Origin of the sequence: Bacillus timonensis (assembly GCF_004799755.1) — a bacterium.
GTDB lineage: Bacteria > Bacillota > Bacilli > Bacillales > Bacillaceae_L > Ferdinandcohnia > Ferdinandcohnia timonensis_A.
Genome location: NZ_SLUB01000013.1, coordinates 73,348 through 91,490 on the forward strand (window position 1 = coordinate 73,348; position 18,143 = coordinate 91,490).

Here is an 18,143-nt window from a genome sequence, read left to right on the forward strand (position 1 = left end):
ATGTCAAAGGGGAGTTTCATTACTCCTCTTTGGTGTCTATTTTTCAAACAAAAGGGGTGATAACCTTGTTCACATATACGCTTAGAAGAATCGGAATGGTCATCCCAGTGTTGATTGGCATGACACTTGTAGTCTTTTCCATTATTCACCTAATCCCTGGAAATCCGGCACAAATCATGCTTGGCCAGCGCGCTACAGCGGAATCCATTGCCGCATTAACCACAAAACTGGGACTGGATCAACCGTTGTACATTCAATATTTCGAGTATATAAAGGGGCTTTTGACTGGTGATTTAGGGGAATCCATCCGGACCAAGACAGCTATAAGTGCAGAGATTTGGCCATATCTCGCAGCTACAATTGAGTTAACCATTGTTGCGATGATTATTGCAATTGTAATAGGCGTTAACGCAGGTATCATAAGTGCTTGGTTTCAAAATTCATGGTTCGATTACATTGCAATGGTCCTCGCTTTAATTGGTGTGTCCATGCCTATTTTTTGGTTAGGTTTAATGGAGCAATGGGCGTTTGCACTGCAACTAGATTTACTGCCAACGACGGGCAGGGAAAATGTGCGTGACCCGGTTGACTCGGTCACAAGCCTTTATTTAATTGATACATTACTAAACGGGAGAACCGACCAATTTGTAACTGTTTTAAAGCATTTAATACTCCCAAGTTTTGCGCTAGCCACTATTCCAATGGCAATAATTGCACGGATCACTCGCTCAAGCATGCTTGAAGTCATGCGGTCAGACTTTGTACGAACAGCACGTGCAAAGGGAGTGAAGATGTTCTGGGTTGTGTACAAGCACTCTTTGAAAAATGCAGTTATCCCTGTTTTAACGGTCATCGGTTTGCAAACCGGTTTATTGCTTGGAGGAGCGATCCTAACGGAAACCATTTTTGGCTGGCCTGGAATTGGAAGGTATATTTATGAAGCTATTAATTACCGCGACTACCCGGTGATTCAGTCAGGGATTTTAGTGGTTGCGACCTTCTTTGTTTTTATTAATTTAATCGTTGACCTTTTATATGCGGTGATAGATCCGCGAATTAAATATCGCTAGGAAGGGGGGGAGAAGATGGCAGAGTTAGCACAATCAGACCTACCTTTGAAAAAAAGGGATGAGGCTGTGTCTCCATGGAAGGAAGCGTGGCGAAGCTTTTGTAAAAATAAATTAGCCCTTGTTGGGACTTGTATTGTTTTTTTATTTATCATTCTTGCCATTTTTGCACCGCTCATCGCTCCTCAGGGGATTGATGATAAAAACTTGGCTAATCGCCTACAGCCGCCATCCAGTGAACATTGGCTTGGAACCGATGATTTTGGAAGGGATATCTTATCAAGAATCATCTATGGAGCGCGAATTTCATTGCGGGTTGGATTTTTTGCGGTATTAGGTTCAGCCATTGTTGGAAGCTTGCTCGGCATTCTTGCAGGATATTACGGTCGCTGGGTAGATAACTTAATTAGCCGTGTGTTTGATATTTTACTCGCATTTCCAAGTATCTTACTAGCACTTGCCATTGTTGCGATTCTTGGACCATCTCTGCGCAATGCGTTAATTGCTATTGCGATCATTAATGTGCCAAACTTCGGAAGATTGATTCGATCGAGGGTGCTAAGTGTCAAAGAAGAAGAATATATTACCGCGGCCCGGGCCGTAGGAATGAAAGATCGGAGAATTTTATTTCAACATATCTTGCCAAATAGTATGGCGCCGATTATCGTCCAGGCATCCCTGGCAATTGCAACAGCCATTATTGAAGCAGCCGCACTTGGCTTTCTAGGAATGGGAGCACAGCCACCAAATCCCGAATGGGGGAAGATGCTTGCGGATTCAAAGAATTACCTAACCCAGGCCCCGTGGACGATGATTTTTCCGGGAATCGCCATCATGCTAACCGTGCTTGGATTTAATTTAATGGGTGACGGGTTACGGGATGCACTAGATCCGAAAATGAAGCAATAGAAAAACAGCTAACTCGTGTTAGCTGTTTTTATTTGCTTCCTCCACAATCACTTCGTTGTGGAAACTTTGAAAGCTATCTACCAACGTATCCAATCGCTCGAGTTGTTCCGAGTATTCGAAGATGGCTGAAACGAGTGTCATCAAATGGTACCAGGCTTCTTCATGTTCTTCATCGCCTGGTCGGTGTTGCGCGAACAATGTATCAATTACTTTTTTTCGATCGAATGAAAAATCCTCCATTAACTCATCAGGAGCCTGAACCTTCACCTTACCCACAAATTTTAACAAGATTTGCTCATGAAAATGGAGGAGATCATCGATTTCTTTTACGAATAATTGTTGAAACGGAATCGGCAATTCCTGCAGTTCATTTTCATGTCTGTGCAATTTTTTAAGTGTATCCAACGCTCGATTTGTGCAAGTAATCATTTGTCGGAACAAAACAAGCTTTCTAGACTTTTCATATTCCACTTTTTTAAAATAATTCCGTTCTTCTTTATAAAGGAGAAAGAGCTGATCAATTTGAATGATGTTTTCTTTAATTTTATCGATATCATCTTTTAATGTATTATACTCAGAAGCATGCCTTGTACTGACTCGCACCCATTTAAAGATTTCTTCACATTGCTCGACAATTGCGTCATATAGTTTTTTCTCATATTTTGGTGGGAGAAAAACGAGATTGACGACAAATGCAGATAGGATACCCAGTAAAATGGAGAGGAATCTTAAACTGGCAAACTGAACGAACTGTTCGCTCGGACTTTCCATAATCGCGATCACCGTTACGATCGCAACTGAGATAGTTTTTTCCATTTTAAACCTAAGGTTAATTGCGATAACAAGAACGACGGTAAGTCCGATGATAAATGCATTATTGCCAAAATATAATCCAAATAAAACGGCAAAAATCGCGCCAATAACATTTGCTTGAACCTGTTCAATCACCGTTAAATAAGACCGGTAAATTGAAGGCTGAATCGCAAAAACAGCAGCAATCCCGGCAAATACTGGCGAAGGCAACTCCAAAAGCTTCGCTAACATTAATGCAAGTGTGATGGCAATTCCCGTTTTTAGCATGCGGGCACCAAATTTCATTTTTTCGAATCCTTTCTATAAAAAAGCTGTTTTCTTATACTTAGCTTTTTCTGCATAATCTAAACCAATACAGTATCATACAATGATTTTATGCGTATAGCAAGGGAAACATGTCCTAGTTGAAAGGTGGATAAAGAAGCAAATATTGAAATGGAGAAGCAAATCGGTTGACTGGGACGCAAATATTGAGAGAAAGACGCAAATCCGTGGTCCGAGACGCAAACAACTCGTGGAAAGCGCAAATATCAAAAATAAAGCGCAATTCCCAAGAATAACGCGCAAATATCAAAACTAAAGCGCAATTCCCACTCGCTAAAGCGCAATTCCCCGAAACTAAAGCGCAATTCCCGACGATATCAACACTCCAAAATTAAAAAGAACCTGCCACCAGGCAGGTTCTGCAACTCATTTTAAAGATTCTTAAACGCATATTCGACTGCTTTTAATGTTTCCTCAATATCTTCTTCCGTATGGGCAATGGTGAGGAACCATGCTTCATATTTGGAAGGGGCCAGGTTAATGCCTTGGCTCAGCATCAATTTAAAGAAGCGGCCAAACATTTCTCCGTCTGTATTCTCAGCTTGCTCATAGTTTTCAACTTTTTCCTCTGTAAAGAAAACAGTGAATGCACCTTTTAATCGATTAATTGTAATTGGCACATTGTAGGTAGCAGCAGATTTAAGAATTCCTTCTTCAAGTATCGCACCTAGTTGATCTAGTTTTTCGTACAAGCCTTCTTCTTGAAGGACTTCGAGACACGCGATTCCTGAAAGCATGGATGCGGGGTTTCCAGCCATCGTACCAGCTTGATAGGCAGGGCCTAGTGGGGCAACCTGTTCCATGATTTCCTTTTTCCCACCGTATGCACCAATTGGGAGTCCACCGCCAATAATTTTTCCAAGCGCAGTTAAGTCAGGTGTAATCCCTAATAGATTTTGAGCACCACCATACATAAAGCGGAACGCTGTAATGACTTCATCAAAAATAACGAGTGCACCAGCCTCATGGGAAAGCTCAAGTACTTGCTCTAAAAAGCCTTCCTTCGGTTCCACGATACCAAAGTTCCCAACGATTGGTTCAACAAGAACGCCCGCGATTTCTGAGCCCCATTTAGCAAGGGCTTCTTTAAATGGTTCGATGTCATTGAATGGAACAGTGATTACCTCTTGGGCGATGCTCTTTGGAACACCGGCAGAATCAGGAGTTCCAAGTGTTGAAGGACCTGAACCTGCAGCAACTAGTACAAGGTCGGAATGCCCATGATAGCAGCCAGCAAATTTGATGATCTTTGTTCGATTTGTATAAGCACGAGCGACACGAATTGTCGTCATCACTGCTTCCGTTCCAGAGTTGACAAAACGTACTTTGTCCATTCCCGGGATAGCTTCCTTCAGCATCTTTGCAAACTTCACTTCATGTGGTGTTGGAGTTCCGTATAAAACACCAGTTTCAGCAGCTTTTGTAATCGCCTCTGTAATATGTGGGTGAGCATGACCTGTAATGATTGGACCATACGCAGCAAGATAATCTATGTATTTATTTCCGTCTACATCCCAAAAATAAGCGCCTTTTGCACGTTCCATCGCCACTGGTGCACCACCGCCAACCGCTTTATACGAACGTGATGGACTATTTACACCTCCGACGATATGTTCCAGTGCTTCACTGTATAGTTCTTCTGATTTTAAATGATTCATCTATTTTAATCCTCCTAGCTTTGACTCAACGTATCTATTTTAGCACTAATTTGAATTGGAACAAATCCAGTTTATTTGTATATCTATTCGAAATTATGTAACCTATTCTTAATAGGAAAAAAACAGGAGGTAAAAAGATGACAATTGAAGTTGGAAAAAAAGCACCTGAGTTTACTGCAACGGCGAGCAACGGAGAAACCGTTTCATTAGCAGATTTTAAAGGGAAGAATGTAGTCCTGTATTTTTATCCAAAAGATATGACACCAGGATGTACAACAGAGGCTTGTGATTTCAGAGACGCACACGAAAGCTTTGGTGGGCTTGATACTGTCATACTAGGTGTTAGCACGGATTCACTTGATCGCCATAAAAAATTCATCGACAAATATGATCTGCCATTTTTATTACTAGTAGATGAAGAGCATGAAGTAGCCGAAAAATATGAGGTTTGGAAGTTAAAGAAAAACTTCGGCAAGGAATACATGGGGATTGAGCGCTCAACCTTCATCATTGATAAAGAAGGAAATCTCGTAAAAGAATGGCGTAAAGTTTCCGTTAAAGGTCATGTTGAGGAAGCACTCGCATACATAAAGGAAAATCTATCTTAATTTATGAAGTTTTTGTGAAAATGCTTCCGACACCTCACCGGGGTATCGCTAGAAGGCAAGTGGGGACAGCGTTTCGTAACGTTACGGGTGGCTTAATTGGAGCCACTCGTTTTCCTATTTGATGGTTGATTTTACAATATTCTTTACTTATAATGAAGTTATTAGTAATGATAATCGTTTTCAATTATATTACTAAGAAAATACATGTTTACGAGGATTTTTAAATGAGACTATGGATGTTAATAATCGCTGCCATTGTTCTCTCCTTCATTTCGTTATTTATTGGGGCTATTGATATTACACCGATGGATTTACTCAATTGGGAATCAGATGAGACACAAATTTTCCTGATTAGTCGAGTTCCTCGTTTAATGGCAATCATTTTAGCGGGAGCAGGGATGAGTATTGCAGGATTAATTATGCAGAGCTTAAGTAGAAATAAATTTGTATCCCCAACAACTGCAGGTACATTAGATGCAGCAAAGCTTGGGATCTTACTATCAATGCTGTTCTTTACAAATGTGTCCTATACACAACAAATTATTTTTAGCTTTATATTTGCTTTAGTAGGTACACTCCTGTTCATGCAAATATTAGATAAAATTAAATTTAAGGATGCTATTTTCGTTCCGCTCATCGGGATTATGTACGGCAATATTTTATCATCCATTGCCACATTTTTTGCATATGAAGCAGACTTGATTCAAAACATTTCATCCTGGTTAATGGGAAGCTTTACATTGGTAATCGCAGGTCGTTATGAGCTTTTATATGTCGCGATACCAGCAGTTATTTTGGCATATATTTTCGCGAACAAATTTACCGTTGCAGGTATGGGTGAAGATTTTGCGAAAAACCTTGGGCTAAGCTATAAAGTTGTTTTAAATATTGGTCTTGTCCTCGTCGCTATTATTTCGACAACTGTTGTATTAACAGTTGGAGTCATTCCATTTTTAGGATTAATTGTACCGAATATCGTTTCACTTTATTTAGGGGACAATTTGCGGAAGACAATTCCTCATACAGCAGCACTTGGGGTTGTATTTCTATTAATCTGCGATATCTTAGGCAGAGTCATTGTCCATCCGTACGAGATTCCAGTCAATGTGACGGTAGCAGTAATCGGCAGTGCAATCTTCTTAATCATGTTGTTTAGGGGGAGAGCATATGCGAAATAGTAAAAAATTGATTCTCTTAGCCGTTCTGGCCATTATTTGTATTTTACTATATGGATTTTATGATTTAAAAGGCGGATTTGATTATGCCTTCCCTAAACGGATGACTCGGGTTACGGCAATGATTGTAACCGGAATCGCGATTTCGTATTCGACGGTTGTATTCCAAACGATTACGCAAAACCGGATTCTGACTCCGTCAATGATGGGGCTTGACTCGATGTATGAAGTCGTCCAAACCTTAATCTATTTCTTTGCAGGGTCAATGTCGATTTGGGTGTTGAATAAGTATTTAAACTTTGGCGCAGCCATTATCGCGATGGTGTTATTTGCACTCATCCTGTACAGATTCCTTTTCCGGTCTGATAAGCATCCAATCTATTTGCTTCTATTAATTGGGATGATTATTGGAACACTATTAGGAAGTCTAGTTACATTTTTACAGGTAATGATTGACCCAGTCGAATATTTAAGTCTACAAAGCCGCTTATTTGCAACCTTTACAAATGTAAAGGCAGAGCTTTTATATATTGCAATTGGTATTTTACTTATTGCCTTTATTTACGGATACCTTATCATGGATAAGTTGGATGTCATGTCACTTGGCCGTGAAAATGCAATGAACCTTGGTGTCAATTATGACCGTATGGTGATGAACATTTTAATTCTATCATCGGTGTTAATCGCAACCTCAACTGCACTAGTGGGTCCGATTACATTTTTCGGTTTAATTGTGGCAAATCTAGCCTATCAATTTTTAACTACTTATAAACACTCGGTATTAATTTTAGGGGCAAGCTTAATGAGTATCATTGCCCTTGTGGGTGGTCAGTTTCTTGTTGAACATATCTTTGAATTACGTACCACATTAAGTGTCATCATTAACTTTATTGGTGGTATTTACTTCATTTTCTTACTATTAAAAGAAAGTAGGTCAGCACAATGATTGAGATCAAAGGATTATCGAAGTATTTTGGGAAAAAGCCTGTTGTCGAAGATGTCTCTGTAACCATTGAGCCGGGCACAATTACATCGTTTATTGGTCCGAACGGTGCAGGTAAATCCACGCTTCTTTCTATGGTAAGTCGATTATTAGATGCTGATACGGGTGAAGTTTTACTTGATAAAAACAATGTGAAAAGGTGGAAGTCATCTGAGTTCGCAAAACGTGTTTCGATTCTAAAGCAATCCAACTACTTAAATGTCCGTTTAACGATTCGTGAGCTTGTTGCATTTGGGCGCTATCCTTATTCAAAAGGTCGCCTTACTGATGAAGATGAAAAATTCATTAATCAAGCTCTTGAATATATGAATTTAATCGACATTCAAGATACTTTTTTAGATGAATTATCAGGTGGTCAAAGACAGCGTGCGTTTATTGCGATGGTTATTGCACAGGACACGGACTATGTGTTGCTTGATGAGCCATTGAATAACCTGGACATGAAGCACTCCGTCCAAATTATGAAGATTTTGCGGAAACTCGTGGATGAGCTTGGCAAGACCGTTGTCATCGTCTTGCATGATATAAATTTTGCCTCTGTGTATTCAGATCGAATTGTCGCATTGAAAAACGGCAAGTTGGTTAAAAATGGACCAACCCATGAAATTATAAATTCAGATGCTTTACGTGAGATTTACGATATGGATATTCCAATCCAGGAACAAAACGGCTGTCGCATCTGCGTCTACTTTAATTCACATGCATAGGATCTAGGGAATCAAGTCTCTAGGTCTTTTTTTAGGGCACAGGATGTGGCGTTCTTAGACTTTGTTCCGGTGCTGAATAAAAGTTTTGAAAGAATTTGTTTATAACGTATTGACGGAAGTACGATATGCTTTTATAATGAGAATTGTTATCAGTGATAATGATTCTCATTTTTAATTAAAATACATAATGCATAAAAGGAGAGGTATATACATGAAAAAATGGAAAATAGCAAGTGCAGTCTTAGCACTGTCGTTAGGGCTTACGGCATGTGGGAATGACGATGAGGCGACAAAGGAAAAAACGAATGATAATGTGGCCGGAGAACAAACAACAAATAAGGCACCAGGTCAATATCCGATGACAGTTTCTCCAACAACTACATCAGCTGAAAGTGAAGAAGCAGGGACTGTTAACTTTGAAGATGTAACATTTGATGCTATGCCAGAAAATATGGTTGTTTTTGATTATGGATTCTTAGATACATTAGATGCGCTTGGTGTTGAAGGTGTGGTTGGAGTTCCACAAGATTCAAGCTTACCAGCTAGCCTTGAAGAATATGCTAGCGATGAGTATGTAAATGTCGGTACGTTAAAAGAACCATTGCTTGAAGATATTGCCGAAATTGGCCCAGACGTTATTTTCATTTCTGGTCGACAAGCACCATATTATGAGGAATTGAGTGAAATCGCTCCTGTCGTATTCGTGGGAACTTCTCAGGATGACTACTGGAACACATTTTTAGCTTCTGTGGATGTAGCAGCGAAAATGTTTGATAAAGAAGCGGAAGCCAAAGAGCAAATTGCGAAAATCGATGCAGCTTTAGAAGAAGTGAAAGCTTTATCTGGCAACTATGAAACTTCATTAGTGACGATGTACAACGAAGGAAAATTATCTGGTTTCGCACAAAACTCTCGCTTTGGTTATATTTATGATATTTACGGCTTTACGCCAGTTACAGATGATATCGCAGCATCATCTCACGGATCGAACTTCGGCTTTGAAGCCATCCTTGAATTTGATCCAGAAGTCTTATTTGTGATCGACCGTACAGCAGCAGTAGGCGGACAGTCAAACATCGATAAAGATATGGAAAATAAAATCATCCAAAAAACACAAGCCTATCAAAATAAAAAGATTGTGTATTTAGATGGTGTCCTATGGTACCTAAGCGGAGGCGGCTTACAATCTGAGCTTGCCAAAATTGAAGAAATCGTAGCTGAATTAAAATAAGGTTTGGATATGAAGGCTGTTCAGAAAGTCAGTTGAAACTGATTATCTGGGCGGCTTTTTTGTTTGGGATGGGTTGAAGTTGTTGGGGGTTTCTAGTGGTTGTGGCGTAGTGAGGTTTTGACATGAGTTTTGAAGTAATTTCCAAAAGTGATGTGAAATAGATCGGTTATGATATGAGTATTTCCAATGGTATCCAAAAGTCATAGCTTAAAGTGTTTTTATTACAACGCTTTTTCAAATAAATTCCAAAAGTCATGAGATAAAAGGATCCAGTGGTACATGCCGGGGTGAAAAACCGAAGAGCATGTACCGCAAGAAGGGTTTCGCGGTACATGCAAGGTGGTAAAACCGAAAAGCATGTACCGCAAGAAGGGTCTAGTGGTACATAGAAGGTGGTAAAACTGATGAGCATGTACCGCAAGAAGGGTTTCAAGGTACAAGCTAAGGTGCACAATCGAAGAGCATGTCCCTTAAGAAGTGTCCAGCGGTACATGCTAGGGTGAAAAACCGAAGAGCTTGTCCCGCAAGAAAGATTCCAGCGTTACATCCTAGGTGAAAAAACGCAAAGCATGTATCCCAGGTCTGGTCTTGCAGGATAAACCTAGTAAAAGTCCAACATCCTAAAAGAGCCCACAAAAAATTCACCAAGATTCTATTAATTTTTGCTATACTGAAAATAAAAATGGAAAATGTATGGAAGAAGGGGGTACTCGGATGAAACGTACCATTTTAATCGTGGATGACCAGCCGGAGATTGTAGAGTTGCTTAGTCTTTATTTGGAAAAGGAGAATCATAGAATCCTAGAAGCTTTTGACGGTCGAGAGGCACTACAAATCATTCAATCAGAAAACATCGATCTTATGCTTGTTGACCTAATGATGCCATACATTAACGGTTACCAACTTATTAAAAAAGTAAGACAGGACCTGCATATCCCCATCATCATTATTTCTGCAAAGAACGACGATAACGACAAAATTTTAGGGCTTGGGCTTGGAGCCGATGACTTCATTTCAAAGCCATTTAATCCACTAGAAGTAATTGCGCGGGTTCAGGCACAGCTAAGGAGAAGCTATAGCTACAAGAAGGAGGCTGTGACCCCGAGTGAAACTCCCCAGTTGAAAGTAGGCGATATCGTTTTAGATGAAAACTCGTTTTCGGTTATTAAGGGAGATGCCACAGTAACGCTCACCAAAATCGAATATCGCATCCTTGAACTATTAATGAGTTCACCGGGAAGGGTTTATACAAAACAACAAATCTTTGAACGGGCATGGGATGATTATTACATGGGCGGCGAGGAGGACAACACAATCAATGTCCATATCTCAAAGCTACGAGAAAAGCTTGAGGAAAATCCAAAAAAACCGACTTACATAAAAACGATTAGAGGATTAGGCTATAAATTTGTCGACCAAAAATAGACTCCTATAAGGAAGAGATAAATGAAAAAACTATTCTATCGGATTTTTCCTGAAAAAGAAGGAATTATACCATTTTTATATATTGCGAACTTGATCTTTCCACTCTTCTTTCTTTTTCAAGAATCACAGGGGAAATTACTAATTGGCTTGTTGTTGATGGTAGCATTTGTTGTAGCATACCGACAGGCGTACTGGAACTCACAGCACAACCTTGTGTTTGTTCTTGTCCAACTTTCCATTATTCTCGTATTTGGGTTTATGTATGACCCTTTGTATATTTACATGATTTTCATTCCGGTGTACCAGATCGTGCGACTACCGATGCAATGGATGTATGTTGGGTGCGGCCTGTTCACCTTTTTCGGCTTAATCCTTATTTACCAGGTCGTCCTTTCCGAAGAATATTACACGATTCTAAATTTAGGCCCACCCCTATTCGGTGGAAGCATCCTCCCTTTTATGATAAAGGGGTCCATTAAGTACAAGGAAATGAGTGAAAATTTAAGACGGACGGCAGAAGAATTAGAGAAGAAAAATCGTGAAATGACGAGATTGGAAGAGAGCAAAAAGCAAATGCTTGCAGATATTTCTCATGATCTAAAAACGCCAATCACGACGATTCAAGGATATTCAAGAGCGCTATATGAAGGTGTAGTATCTGATGAAGCCCAAACAGAAAAATACTTAAAATACATTTACGATAAATCCATTCGGGTCACATCCTTAATTGATGAACTCTTTATGTTTTCTAAATTAGATAGCCCAGATGTTCCCATTCAGAAAGAGCTTCAAGACATTTGTGAATTTTACCGTGGGATCATTGTCGAGCATTTTGATTTATTTGAAGAAAAGAAAATGGAACTGTATATCGATATTCCAGAAGAAAAAATTATGGTTCGATTTGATCCGAAACTACTCAACAGAGCCATATCGAATCTCCTTCAAAATATGAATAAATACAATCCTGAGAACACTGACATTTACCTTCGATTAAATCGAACTGAAACTAGTATTTTAATTAAAGTCGGTGACAATGGTGTTGGCATCCGTGAAGACATTGCCCAAACCTTATTTGAACCGTTTGTAAGAGGAGATAAAAGTAGGATGAATGATGGTGGCTCTGGACTTGGTCTCGCCATTACCAAGAAAATCGTCGAACTTCATGCCGGAACCATCCGCGTCGACACTTCTCCAAAACGAGGAAAAACGAACTTTATAATTGAACTCCCATTAAAAAAGGTATAGCCCCGGCTATACCTTTTTCCAATCTTAAGCAAGATATAAGACTCACTTAAGGTTGAGTTAAGGTTCGCTGTCTATGATAAGGATAATAAAGCAAAGCGAAAGTAAAAGGAGGACCTTACCATGAATGTGATTGAACTTACCAATATATCAAAAAGTTACGGAGACGTAAAAGCAGCGGACGGCATTACCCTACACGTTAAAAAAGGAGAGGTGCTTGGAATCATCGGTGCAAATGGTGCAGGAAAATCAACTACCCTCGAAATAATGATGGGCATTCGCAAGCCGGATTCAGGAACTGTAAAAGTCCTTGGCAGGAACGTCGATGAAGCATCAAATGAAATCAAACAAAAAATCGGAATCCAGCTTCAACAAACAGCGCTTTATGATCGAATCAAAGTCAAGGAAGCTTTAAATCTATTCAGCTCGTATTACGATAAAAAGCGAGACTTACAGGAAATCATTGAAACACTTGGGCTTAAACCATATCTGAACAAATATGTGAAGAATCTATCAGGTGGTTGGCAGCAACGCACATCGTTAGCATTAGCGCTCGTAAACGATCCGGAAATCATTTTTCTCGACGAACCAACGACTGGCCTAGACCCACAAGCAAGACGCGACCTCTGGTCATGCATCAATCGCTACCGTGATGAAGGAAAAACGATTCTTTTATCCACACATTATATGGATGAAGCGCAAAGGCACTGTGACCGAATTGCGATGATAAAACAAGGAAAATTAGTAGCCTGTGACCAACCACAGAATTTAATCGATTTTTACCTGCAAGGTGCAGGAACGATGGAAGATGTTTATTTAAAATATGCCGTTTCCCAATAATAAGGAGGAAAACAAATGCAATCCATTCTTACACATACACAAATGGAATTACGATTATTTTTTCGCGAGACATTAGCTTTACTGTTTACCTTTATCGTCCCAGCTGTCAGCTTTGTCGTATTTGGACTAATGTTTGAATCAAACACATACCAAGGACTTAACTACTTTCAAGCTTATATTCCAAGCATGATCGCTATCATTATTTTTACAACAGCCTTTTTCTCGATGGGACTACAAATCGTGATTGACCGTGAAAAAGGAGTCTACAAACGGTTAAAAGGAACTCCCATCAATCAGAATGCCATTTTTACGGCAACCATCTTAAAAGGCTTTATCGCCATCTATGTTGGTGCAATTGAAATTTTATTAATTGCAAGGTTCGGATTTGGTTCTGAGTTAACAGCACATCCTTTTGAATTTTTTGTAGCCTTAACCTTTAGTGCCATTACATTTTTCTCAATCGGCTTTATCGTGTCAAGTGTGACAAGGCGGATGCAAACGGCACTAGGGATTGCCATGATTGCAATGTACCCAATGATGTTTTTATCCGGTGCAACGATTCCGATGGAGACATATCCAGAGGTTCTGCAAAAAATCGCTGCTGTCGTACCACTCACATATGTCGTGAATGTCCTTCGAGATGGCTGGAATGGAACACTATTCACAACAGATACACTCCTTGATATCGGAATCTTACTAGGTATTTTAGTGGTATCAACAGTCATTGGTTTAAAATATTTCAAGTGGTCCGATTAAAAGCCTATTTTTTAAAGGTAGTGTCAAACGTCCATACATTTTCCATAAACGGACGTATCTTATAAGTGTAGGGCATACCTCCTCAGATGTTAGCATATTTTCGTGCGAGAGAAATCTCGCACCTTTTTTTACTTAATCTAGTTCCAGTGCCTAGCCCCTCGAGGTCACAAGCCAATCCATCAAGAAGGTCAAAGAGCAACCTTCTCGCTGGCTCGTCTTGTGCTAGTCGGACTTGCACAGGATGTGCTGACATCGACGTTTGCCACAGGATGTGGCAGTAGTTAGTCGATGTTCCTCTTCCAAGGCACTTGCACTTTTTTCACTTCCACCTTTTCGCCAAACTTGATACTATAGTAAGGAAGGAGGCGTAATGATGCGAATTTTATCAACATTTATTCCAATCGAGGAAGTTACTGAAAACATGAATAAGGCGTTTCCGGATGAAGAATTTATCTATTGTGAGGACATTGAAAAAGCCTTGCCTGAACTACATAACGCAGACATTTTACTTACATACGGGGAAGACTTAACCCCTGAACATATTGAAATGGCCAAAAACCTAAAATGGATCATGGTGATTTCAGCGGGACTTGAGCTTATGCCTTTTCAAGCGATTCAGGAAAAAAGAATCCTCGTCACAAACGTAAGAGGCATTCACAAAATTCCGATGGCTGAATACACTCTTTCGATGATGCTGCATGTCACAAAGAAGAACATGATCATTGTTGAGCAACAAAAGAGTAAAAGCTGGGATCGACTCACCCATTTTCCAGTTGGCGAACTTCATGGGAAAACGATTGGAATCCTAGGTGTTGGTGCCATCGGTGGAGAAATTGCACGGTTAGCGAAAGCTTTTAACATGAAAACAATCGGATTAAATCGCAGTGGCAAAAAGCATGAATACATAGATGAAATGGTTCAATTCGATGAACTCCATTCTATTTGTGAGAAAGCTGACTATCTAGTGTCGATTCTTCCAAGCACGAACGAAACAAAACATATTCTGAATGATACCCATTTTGAACGAATGAAAAAGGAAGCAGTATTTATCAATATTGGACGCGGTGATTTAGTAAAGGATGAGGTTATACTACGAGCGATTCAATCCAAAAAGATTGCACATGCAGTATTAGATGTGTTTGAACAAGAACCACTTCCAAGTGATCATCCATTTTGGACACTTGAAAATGTAACCGTAACCCCGCATATTTCAAGTAAGTCTAAGTTTTATCAACCAAGATCCTTTGAAATTTTTGAGCAAAATCTTCATATATATAAGCAAGGTGGCAGTGAATTTATCAATAAAATTGACTTGAACAGGGGGTATTAAGATGAAAATCTACACAAAAACAGGGGATAAAGGGACAACCTCATTGGTATATGGGCAGCGGGTTTCAAAAACTGATCTACGTGTTGAAGCATATGGAACATGTGATGAGGCAAACTCCATGATCGGATTAGCTTTAAGTCACCTACATGAATTTCAATTCGATAGCAAAGAAGAGCTTGAGCAGGTTTTTAAAAAAGTGCAAACGACCTTGTTTCACGTCGGTGCAGAGTTAGCGACTCCTGCAGGGAAGGAAGTAAAATGGAAGGTGTCAGAAGAGGACATTACCTTATTAGAAGAAACAATCGATAAATGGGATGCTGAGAATCCTCCACTTACCAACTTTGTTTTACCTGGTGGCAGTCAAGCGGGAGCAGCCCTCCATGTTGCAAGAACGATTGTGCGAAGAGCAGAAAGGAACGCCGTAGCTATTGGGGAGGATGCAAATCCATTGGTGAATTCATACCTAAACCGCCTATCAGATTTTCTATTTGTCGCAGCTCGCTATGTCAACCAAAAGCTTGGCCAAAGTGAACCTACACTCCATCAATGAAATGTTCAGTAAAATTAGCGTATTTTAATGGGATTAGTCATATAGTAATGGTAGATATGTTGACAAAAGTGGTGTGAGCAAGATACACTAATTATAAGGATTATAAAGTAATAATGTTTACTAGAAAAGAGGTGCATGGCGGTGTCAGACAATCATTTGAAAGAAGCGCTTGATACGTTGAAAGGATCCGGAGTTCGAATCACTCCGCAACGTCATGCGATATTAGAGTATCTAATAAATTCAATGAGTCACCCGACTGCAGATGATATCTATAAAGCACTTGAAGGAAAGTTCCCGAATATGAGTGTCGCTACTGTGTATAACAATCTTCGTGTTTTCCGTGAAGTTGGCTTAGTAAAGGAATTGCCTTACGGAGATTCCTCAAGCCGTTTTGATTTTATCACCACACAGCACTATCATGTGATTTGTGAAGACTGTGGTAAAATTGTGGACTTCCATTACCCAGGATTAGATGAAGTGGAAGCATTGGCTGCACATGTTACTGGCTTTAAAGTTAGTCACCATAGAATGGAAATTTACGGATCGTGTCAAGAATGTCAAAAAAAGTGCGCACACTAAAAAAGCTGATCAGGTTATCCTGTCAGCTTTTTTCTACTTTACTGTATTTTTTGCTATTGTATTTCTCATCAAACTCTTTACCCTCAAGCTCTGGATCAAGGGTTAATGGTTCTTTACAATACATACACACATCCACACGGCCTAACATCTTAGTAGGCTTTTGGCAAGAAGGACAGACCACCTGGATGGTTCGAGTCGAAAGCATGCCAATCCAGAAATAGACCACTGTACTTGCTAGAATAAAAATGAGACCAAGAATCATAAAGATTGTCATTAAGATAACATTTTCTCTAAAGAAGATTCCCCCGTACATGACAATAAATCCTGCAAAGATCAAAGCAAGAGCGAAAGAACGAATTTTATTAATTTTACTTGAATATTTTACACCCATTGTTAATCTAACCTCCTTTCTATACTATACAATAAAAAAAAGAAAGATAAAAATAAAAAAAGATTCTACATAAAATGGGCAGGGTTTTATTTTTGGTGCGTCGAAATATATTAGCAATGGATTTGAATGGAGGAAATCAAAATGGAGGATTTACTTCGACCTCTTTACCAAGAAAGAGCAAGCCAACCCAATACGCTAGGGGTTATTTTGATCGAAAAGGGGAAGGATGCTTTTACACATACAGATCACTTTGACTTAGCTTTACTCGTAATTGTTAAAGAGGCAGAGAGAAATGTGTTTATTAAACATTATGACTACAATAAAAGCAAAGCAACTTTGTATACAGTAAAAGAAAGTCAATTAAAAGAGTGGCTGTTATTCGGTTCTAATCGAAAAATCGTGGACTGGATTGTAAACGGAAAAGTTCTATTTGATCGCAATGAATATATTACGGACTTAAGGGACGAGCTGCTTGAGTTTCCGGCAGAGGAACGACAAATTAAAATGGGAATTGAATTTGCAAAGCTAATTCGTCGGTACCAGGACGGTAAAGCATTTTTTAATGCAAACCAACATTTAGATGCCTATAATTATGTCATTCATGCACTTCATCATCTAGCACGGCTAGCCATTATCGAAAATGGTTTTCATCCTGAAATAACCGTCTGGAACCAAGTAAAACAAATTGATCCACAAATTTATAAACTATATATTGAACTTCTAGAAAGTGAAGAGACACTTGAAAAACGACTGGAGCTTCTCTTCCTTGCAAGTGAATTTCTCATTCATTCTAGAGCGAAACGTGGAGCGAACCATATATTAAAAGTTCTATCTCAAAGAAATGGTTCATGGACATTCGGAGAGATGATGGAAATTCCCGAGTTAAAAGTATACTCAGTCGATCTAGAAGTATATCTCGAATTCCTTGTAGATAAACATTTTATTAATGTAGAAAAACTCGAAACAAAAGGAAAAGGTATCTATCATAGAACCTACAGTGTTAATAAGTGAAATTCTTAAACTCCTTCATTCAATTGAGGGGGTTTTTATTATTTTAATAAAATATTCACTTTAGGTGTTGACGGACAATTGACCCCCGTGTTATATTAGATTTCGCTGTTGAAAAAGAGAAATCAGCCGGCAAAAACTTTTGAAAAATATTATTGACATTAATAAATCACCATGATATATTAATAAAGTCGCTTCTGAGAGGCGAGTCAAAAAAAGTTCTTTGAAAACTGAACACAATACAAGCGTCAACGTTAATTCTAAGTAACAAACTTATTGAGCAAGATCTTTGCTTCTTGAAATGCTTCTTCGGATTTTGCGAAAAATGCCGAAGGTATTTTAAGCAATCAATACTCTTATTGGAGAGTTTGATCCTGGCTCAGGATGAACGCTGGCGGCGTGCCTAATACATGCAAGTCGAGCGAACCTGAGGGAGCTTGCTCCCAAAGGTTAGCGGCGGACGGGTGAGTAACACGTGGGCAACCTGCCTGTAAGACTGGGATAACTTCGGGAAACCGGAGCTAATA

Annotated in this window: 18 protein-coding genes and 1 rRNA gene; 16 read left to right on the forward strand and 3 right to left on the reverse strand. The window is 39.4% G+C overall.

Going from position 1 to position 18,143, the window contains the following annotated elements:
* Positions 1-65 precede the first annotated feature (65 nt).
* Both E1I69_RS09800 and nikC read left to right on the forward strand, forming a co-directional pair.
* Positions 66-1,070, forward strand: a complete 1,005-nt coding sequence (locus tag E1I69_RS09800; protein ID WP_136379449.1) for an ABC transporter permease — start codon at positions 66-68, stop codon at positions 1,068-1,070.
* 15 nt (positions 1,071-1,085) lie between these two features.
* Positions 1,086-1,976 carry a nickel transporter permease gene (gene nikC / locus E1I69_RS09805; RefSeq protein ID WP_136379432.1) on the forward strand — a complete coding sequence of 297 codons (891 nt, stop codon included), beginning with the start codon at positions 1,086-1,088 and terminating at the stop codon, positions 1,974-1,976.
* Between the two features lie 18 nt (positions 1,977-1,994).
* Here the strand turns inward: nikC and E1I69_RS09810 are convergent, their stop codons facing one another.
* Positions 1,995-3,074, reverse strand: a complete 1,080-nt coding sequence (locus tag E1I69_RS09810) for an FUSC family protein (protein ID WP_136379433.1) — start codon at positions 3,072-3,074, stop codon at positions 1,995-1,997.
* Positions 3,075-3,484: 410 nt separating this feature from the next.
* On the reverse strand, positions 3,485-4,771 hold the full coding sequence (locus E1I69_RS09815) for a glutamate-1-semialdehyde 2,1-aminomutase (RefSeq protein ID WP_136379434.1): 1,287 nt from the start codon (positions 4,769-4,771) through the stop codon (positions 3,485-3,487).
* 137 nt (positions 4,772-4,908) lie between these two features.
* Here E1I69_RS09815 and bcp point away from each other — a divergent pair, with 137 nt between their 5' ends.
* The 12 genes from bcp (at position 4,909) to perR (ending at position 16,217) form a co-directional block, all read left to right on the forward strand.
* On the forward strand, positions 4,909-5,379 hold the full coding sequence (gene bcp / locus E1I69_RS09820; protein WP_136379435.1) for a thioredoxin-dependent thiol peroxidase: 471 nt from the start codon (positions 4,909-4,911) through the stop codon (positions 5,377-5,379).
* A 224-nt stretch (positions 5,380-5,603) separates the two neighbouring features.
* Entirely contained in the window at positions 5,604-6,557 is a 954-nt protein-coding gene (locus tag E1I69_RS09825; protein WP_136379436.1) for an ABC transporter permease, read from the forward strand.
* Positions 6,547-7,500, forward strand: coding sequence for an iron chelate uptake ABC transporter family permease subunit (locus tag E1I69_RS09830; protein ID WP_136379437.1), 954 nt, complete (start codon positions 6,547-6,549; stop codon positions 7,498-7,500). The genes E1I69_RS09825 and E1I69_RS09830 overlap by 11 nt, the downstream gene beginning before the upstream one ends.
* Positions 7,497-8,264 carry an iron ABC transporter ATP-binding protein gene (locus E1I69_RS09835; RefSeq protein ID WP_136379438.1) on the forward strand — a complete coding sequence of 256 codons (768 nt, stop codon included), beginning with the start codon at positions 7,497-7,499 and terminating at the stop codon, positions 8,262-8,264. The genes E1I69_RS09830 and E1I69_RS09835 overlap by 4 nt, the downstream gene beginning before the upstream one ends.
* A 211-nt stretch (positions 8,265-8,475) precedes the next feature.
* Positions 8,476-9,495, forward strand: a complete 1,020-nt coding sequence (locus E1I69_RS09840; RefSeq protein WP_136379439.1) for a siderophore ABC transporter substrate-binding protein — start codon at positions 8,476-8,478, stop codon at positions 9,493-9,495.
* Positions 9,496-10,209: 714 nt separating this feature from the next.
* Positions 10,210-10,920, forward strand: coding sequence for a response regulator transcription factor (locus tag E1I69_RS09845; protein ID WP_136379440.1), 711 nt, complete (start codon positions 10,210-10,212; stop codon positions 10,918-10,920).
* A gap of 21 nt (positions 10,921-10,941) precedes the next feature.
* Positions 10,942-12,165, forward strand: a complete 1,224-nt coding sequence (locus E1I69_RS09850; RefSeq protein ID WP_136379441.1) for a sensor histidine kinase — start codon at positions 10,942-10,944, stop codon at positions 12,163-12,165.
* 120 nt (positions 12,166-12,285) lie between these two features.
* On the forward strand, positions 12,286-13,002 hold the full coding sequence (locus tag E1I69_RS09855; RefSeq protein WP_136379442.1) for an ABC transporter ATP-binding protein: 717 nt from the start codon (positions 12,286-12,288) through the stop codon (positions 13,000-13,002).
* Positions 13,003-13,017: 15 nt separating this feature from the next.
* Positions 13,018-13,758 (forward strand): ABC transporter permease, encoded by a 741-nt coding sequence (locus E1I69_RS09860; protein WP_136379443.1) that lies wholly within the window; start codon positions 13,018-13,020, stop codon positions 13,756-13,758.
* A gap of 370 nt (positions 13,759-14,128) precedes the next feature.
* Positions 14,129-15,088, forward strand: a complete 960-nt coding sequence (locus E1I69_RS09865) for a D-2-hydroxyacid dehydrogenase (RefSeq protein WP_347561805.1) — start codon at positions 14,129-14,131, stop codon at positions 15,086-15,088.
* Position 15,089: 1 nt separating this feature from the next.
* A complete protein-coding gene (locus tag E1I69_RS09870) occupies positions 15,090-15,638 on the forward strand; it encodes a cob(I)yrinic acid a,c-diamide adenosyltransferase (protein WP_136379445.1) in 549 nt (182 codons plus the stop codon).
* Positions 15,639-15,773: 135 nt separating this feature from the next.
* On the forward strand, positions 15,774-16,217 hold the full coding sequence (gene perR, locus E1I69_RS09875; protein WP_136379446.1) for a peroxide-responsive transcriptional repressor PerR: 444 nt from the start codon (positions 15,774-15,776) through the stop codon (positions 16,215-16,217).
* A gap of 22 nt (positions 16,218-16,239) precedes the next feature.
* Here perR and E1I69_RS09880 read toward each other — a convergent pair whose 3' ends face one another.
* A complete protein-coding gene (locus E1I69_RS09880; protein ID WP_136379447.1) occupies positions 16,240-16,608 on the reverse strand; it encodes a YgzB family protein in 369 nt (122 codons plus the stop codon).
* 141 nt (positions 16,609-16,749) lie between these two features.
* Here E1I69_RS09880 and E1I69_RS09885 point away from each other — a divergent pair, with 141 nt between their 5' ends.
* Positions 16,750-17,619 carry a nucleotidyltransferase-like protein gene (locus E1I69_RS09885; RefSeq protein WP_136379448.1) on the forward strand — a complete coding sequence of 290 codons (870 nt, stop codon included), beginning with the start codon at positions 16,750-16,752 and terminating at the stop codon, positions 17,617-17,619.
* Positions 17,620-17,972: 353 nt separating this feature from the next.
* Positions 17,973-18,143 (forward strand): 16S ribosomal RNA (locus E1I69_RS09890); the annotation flags it as partial.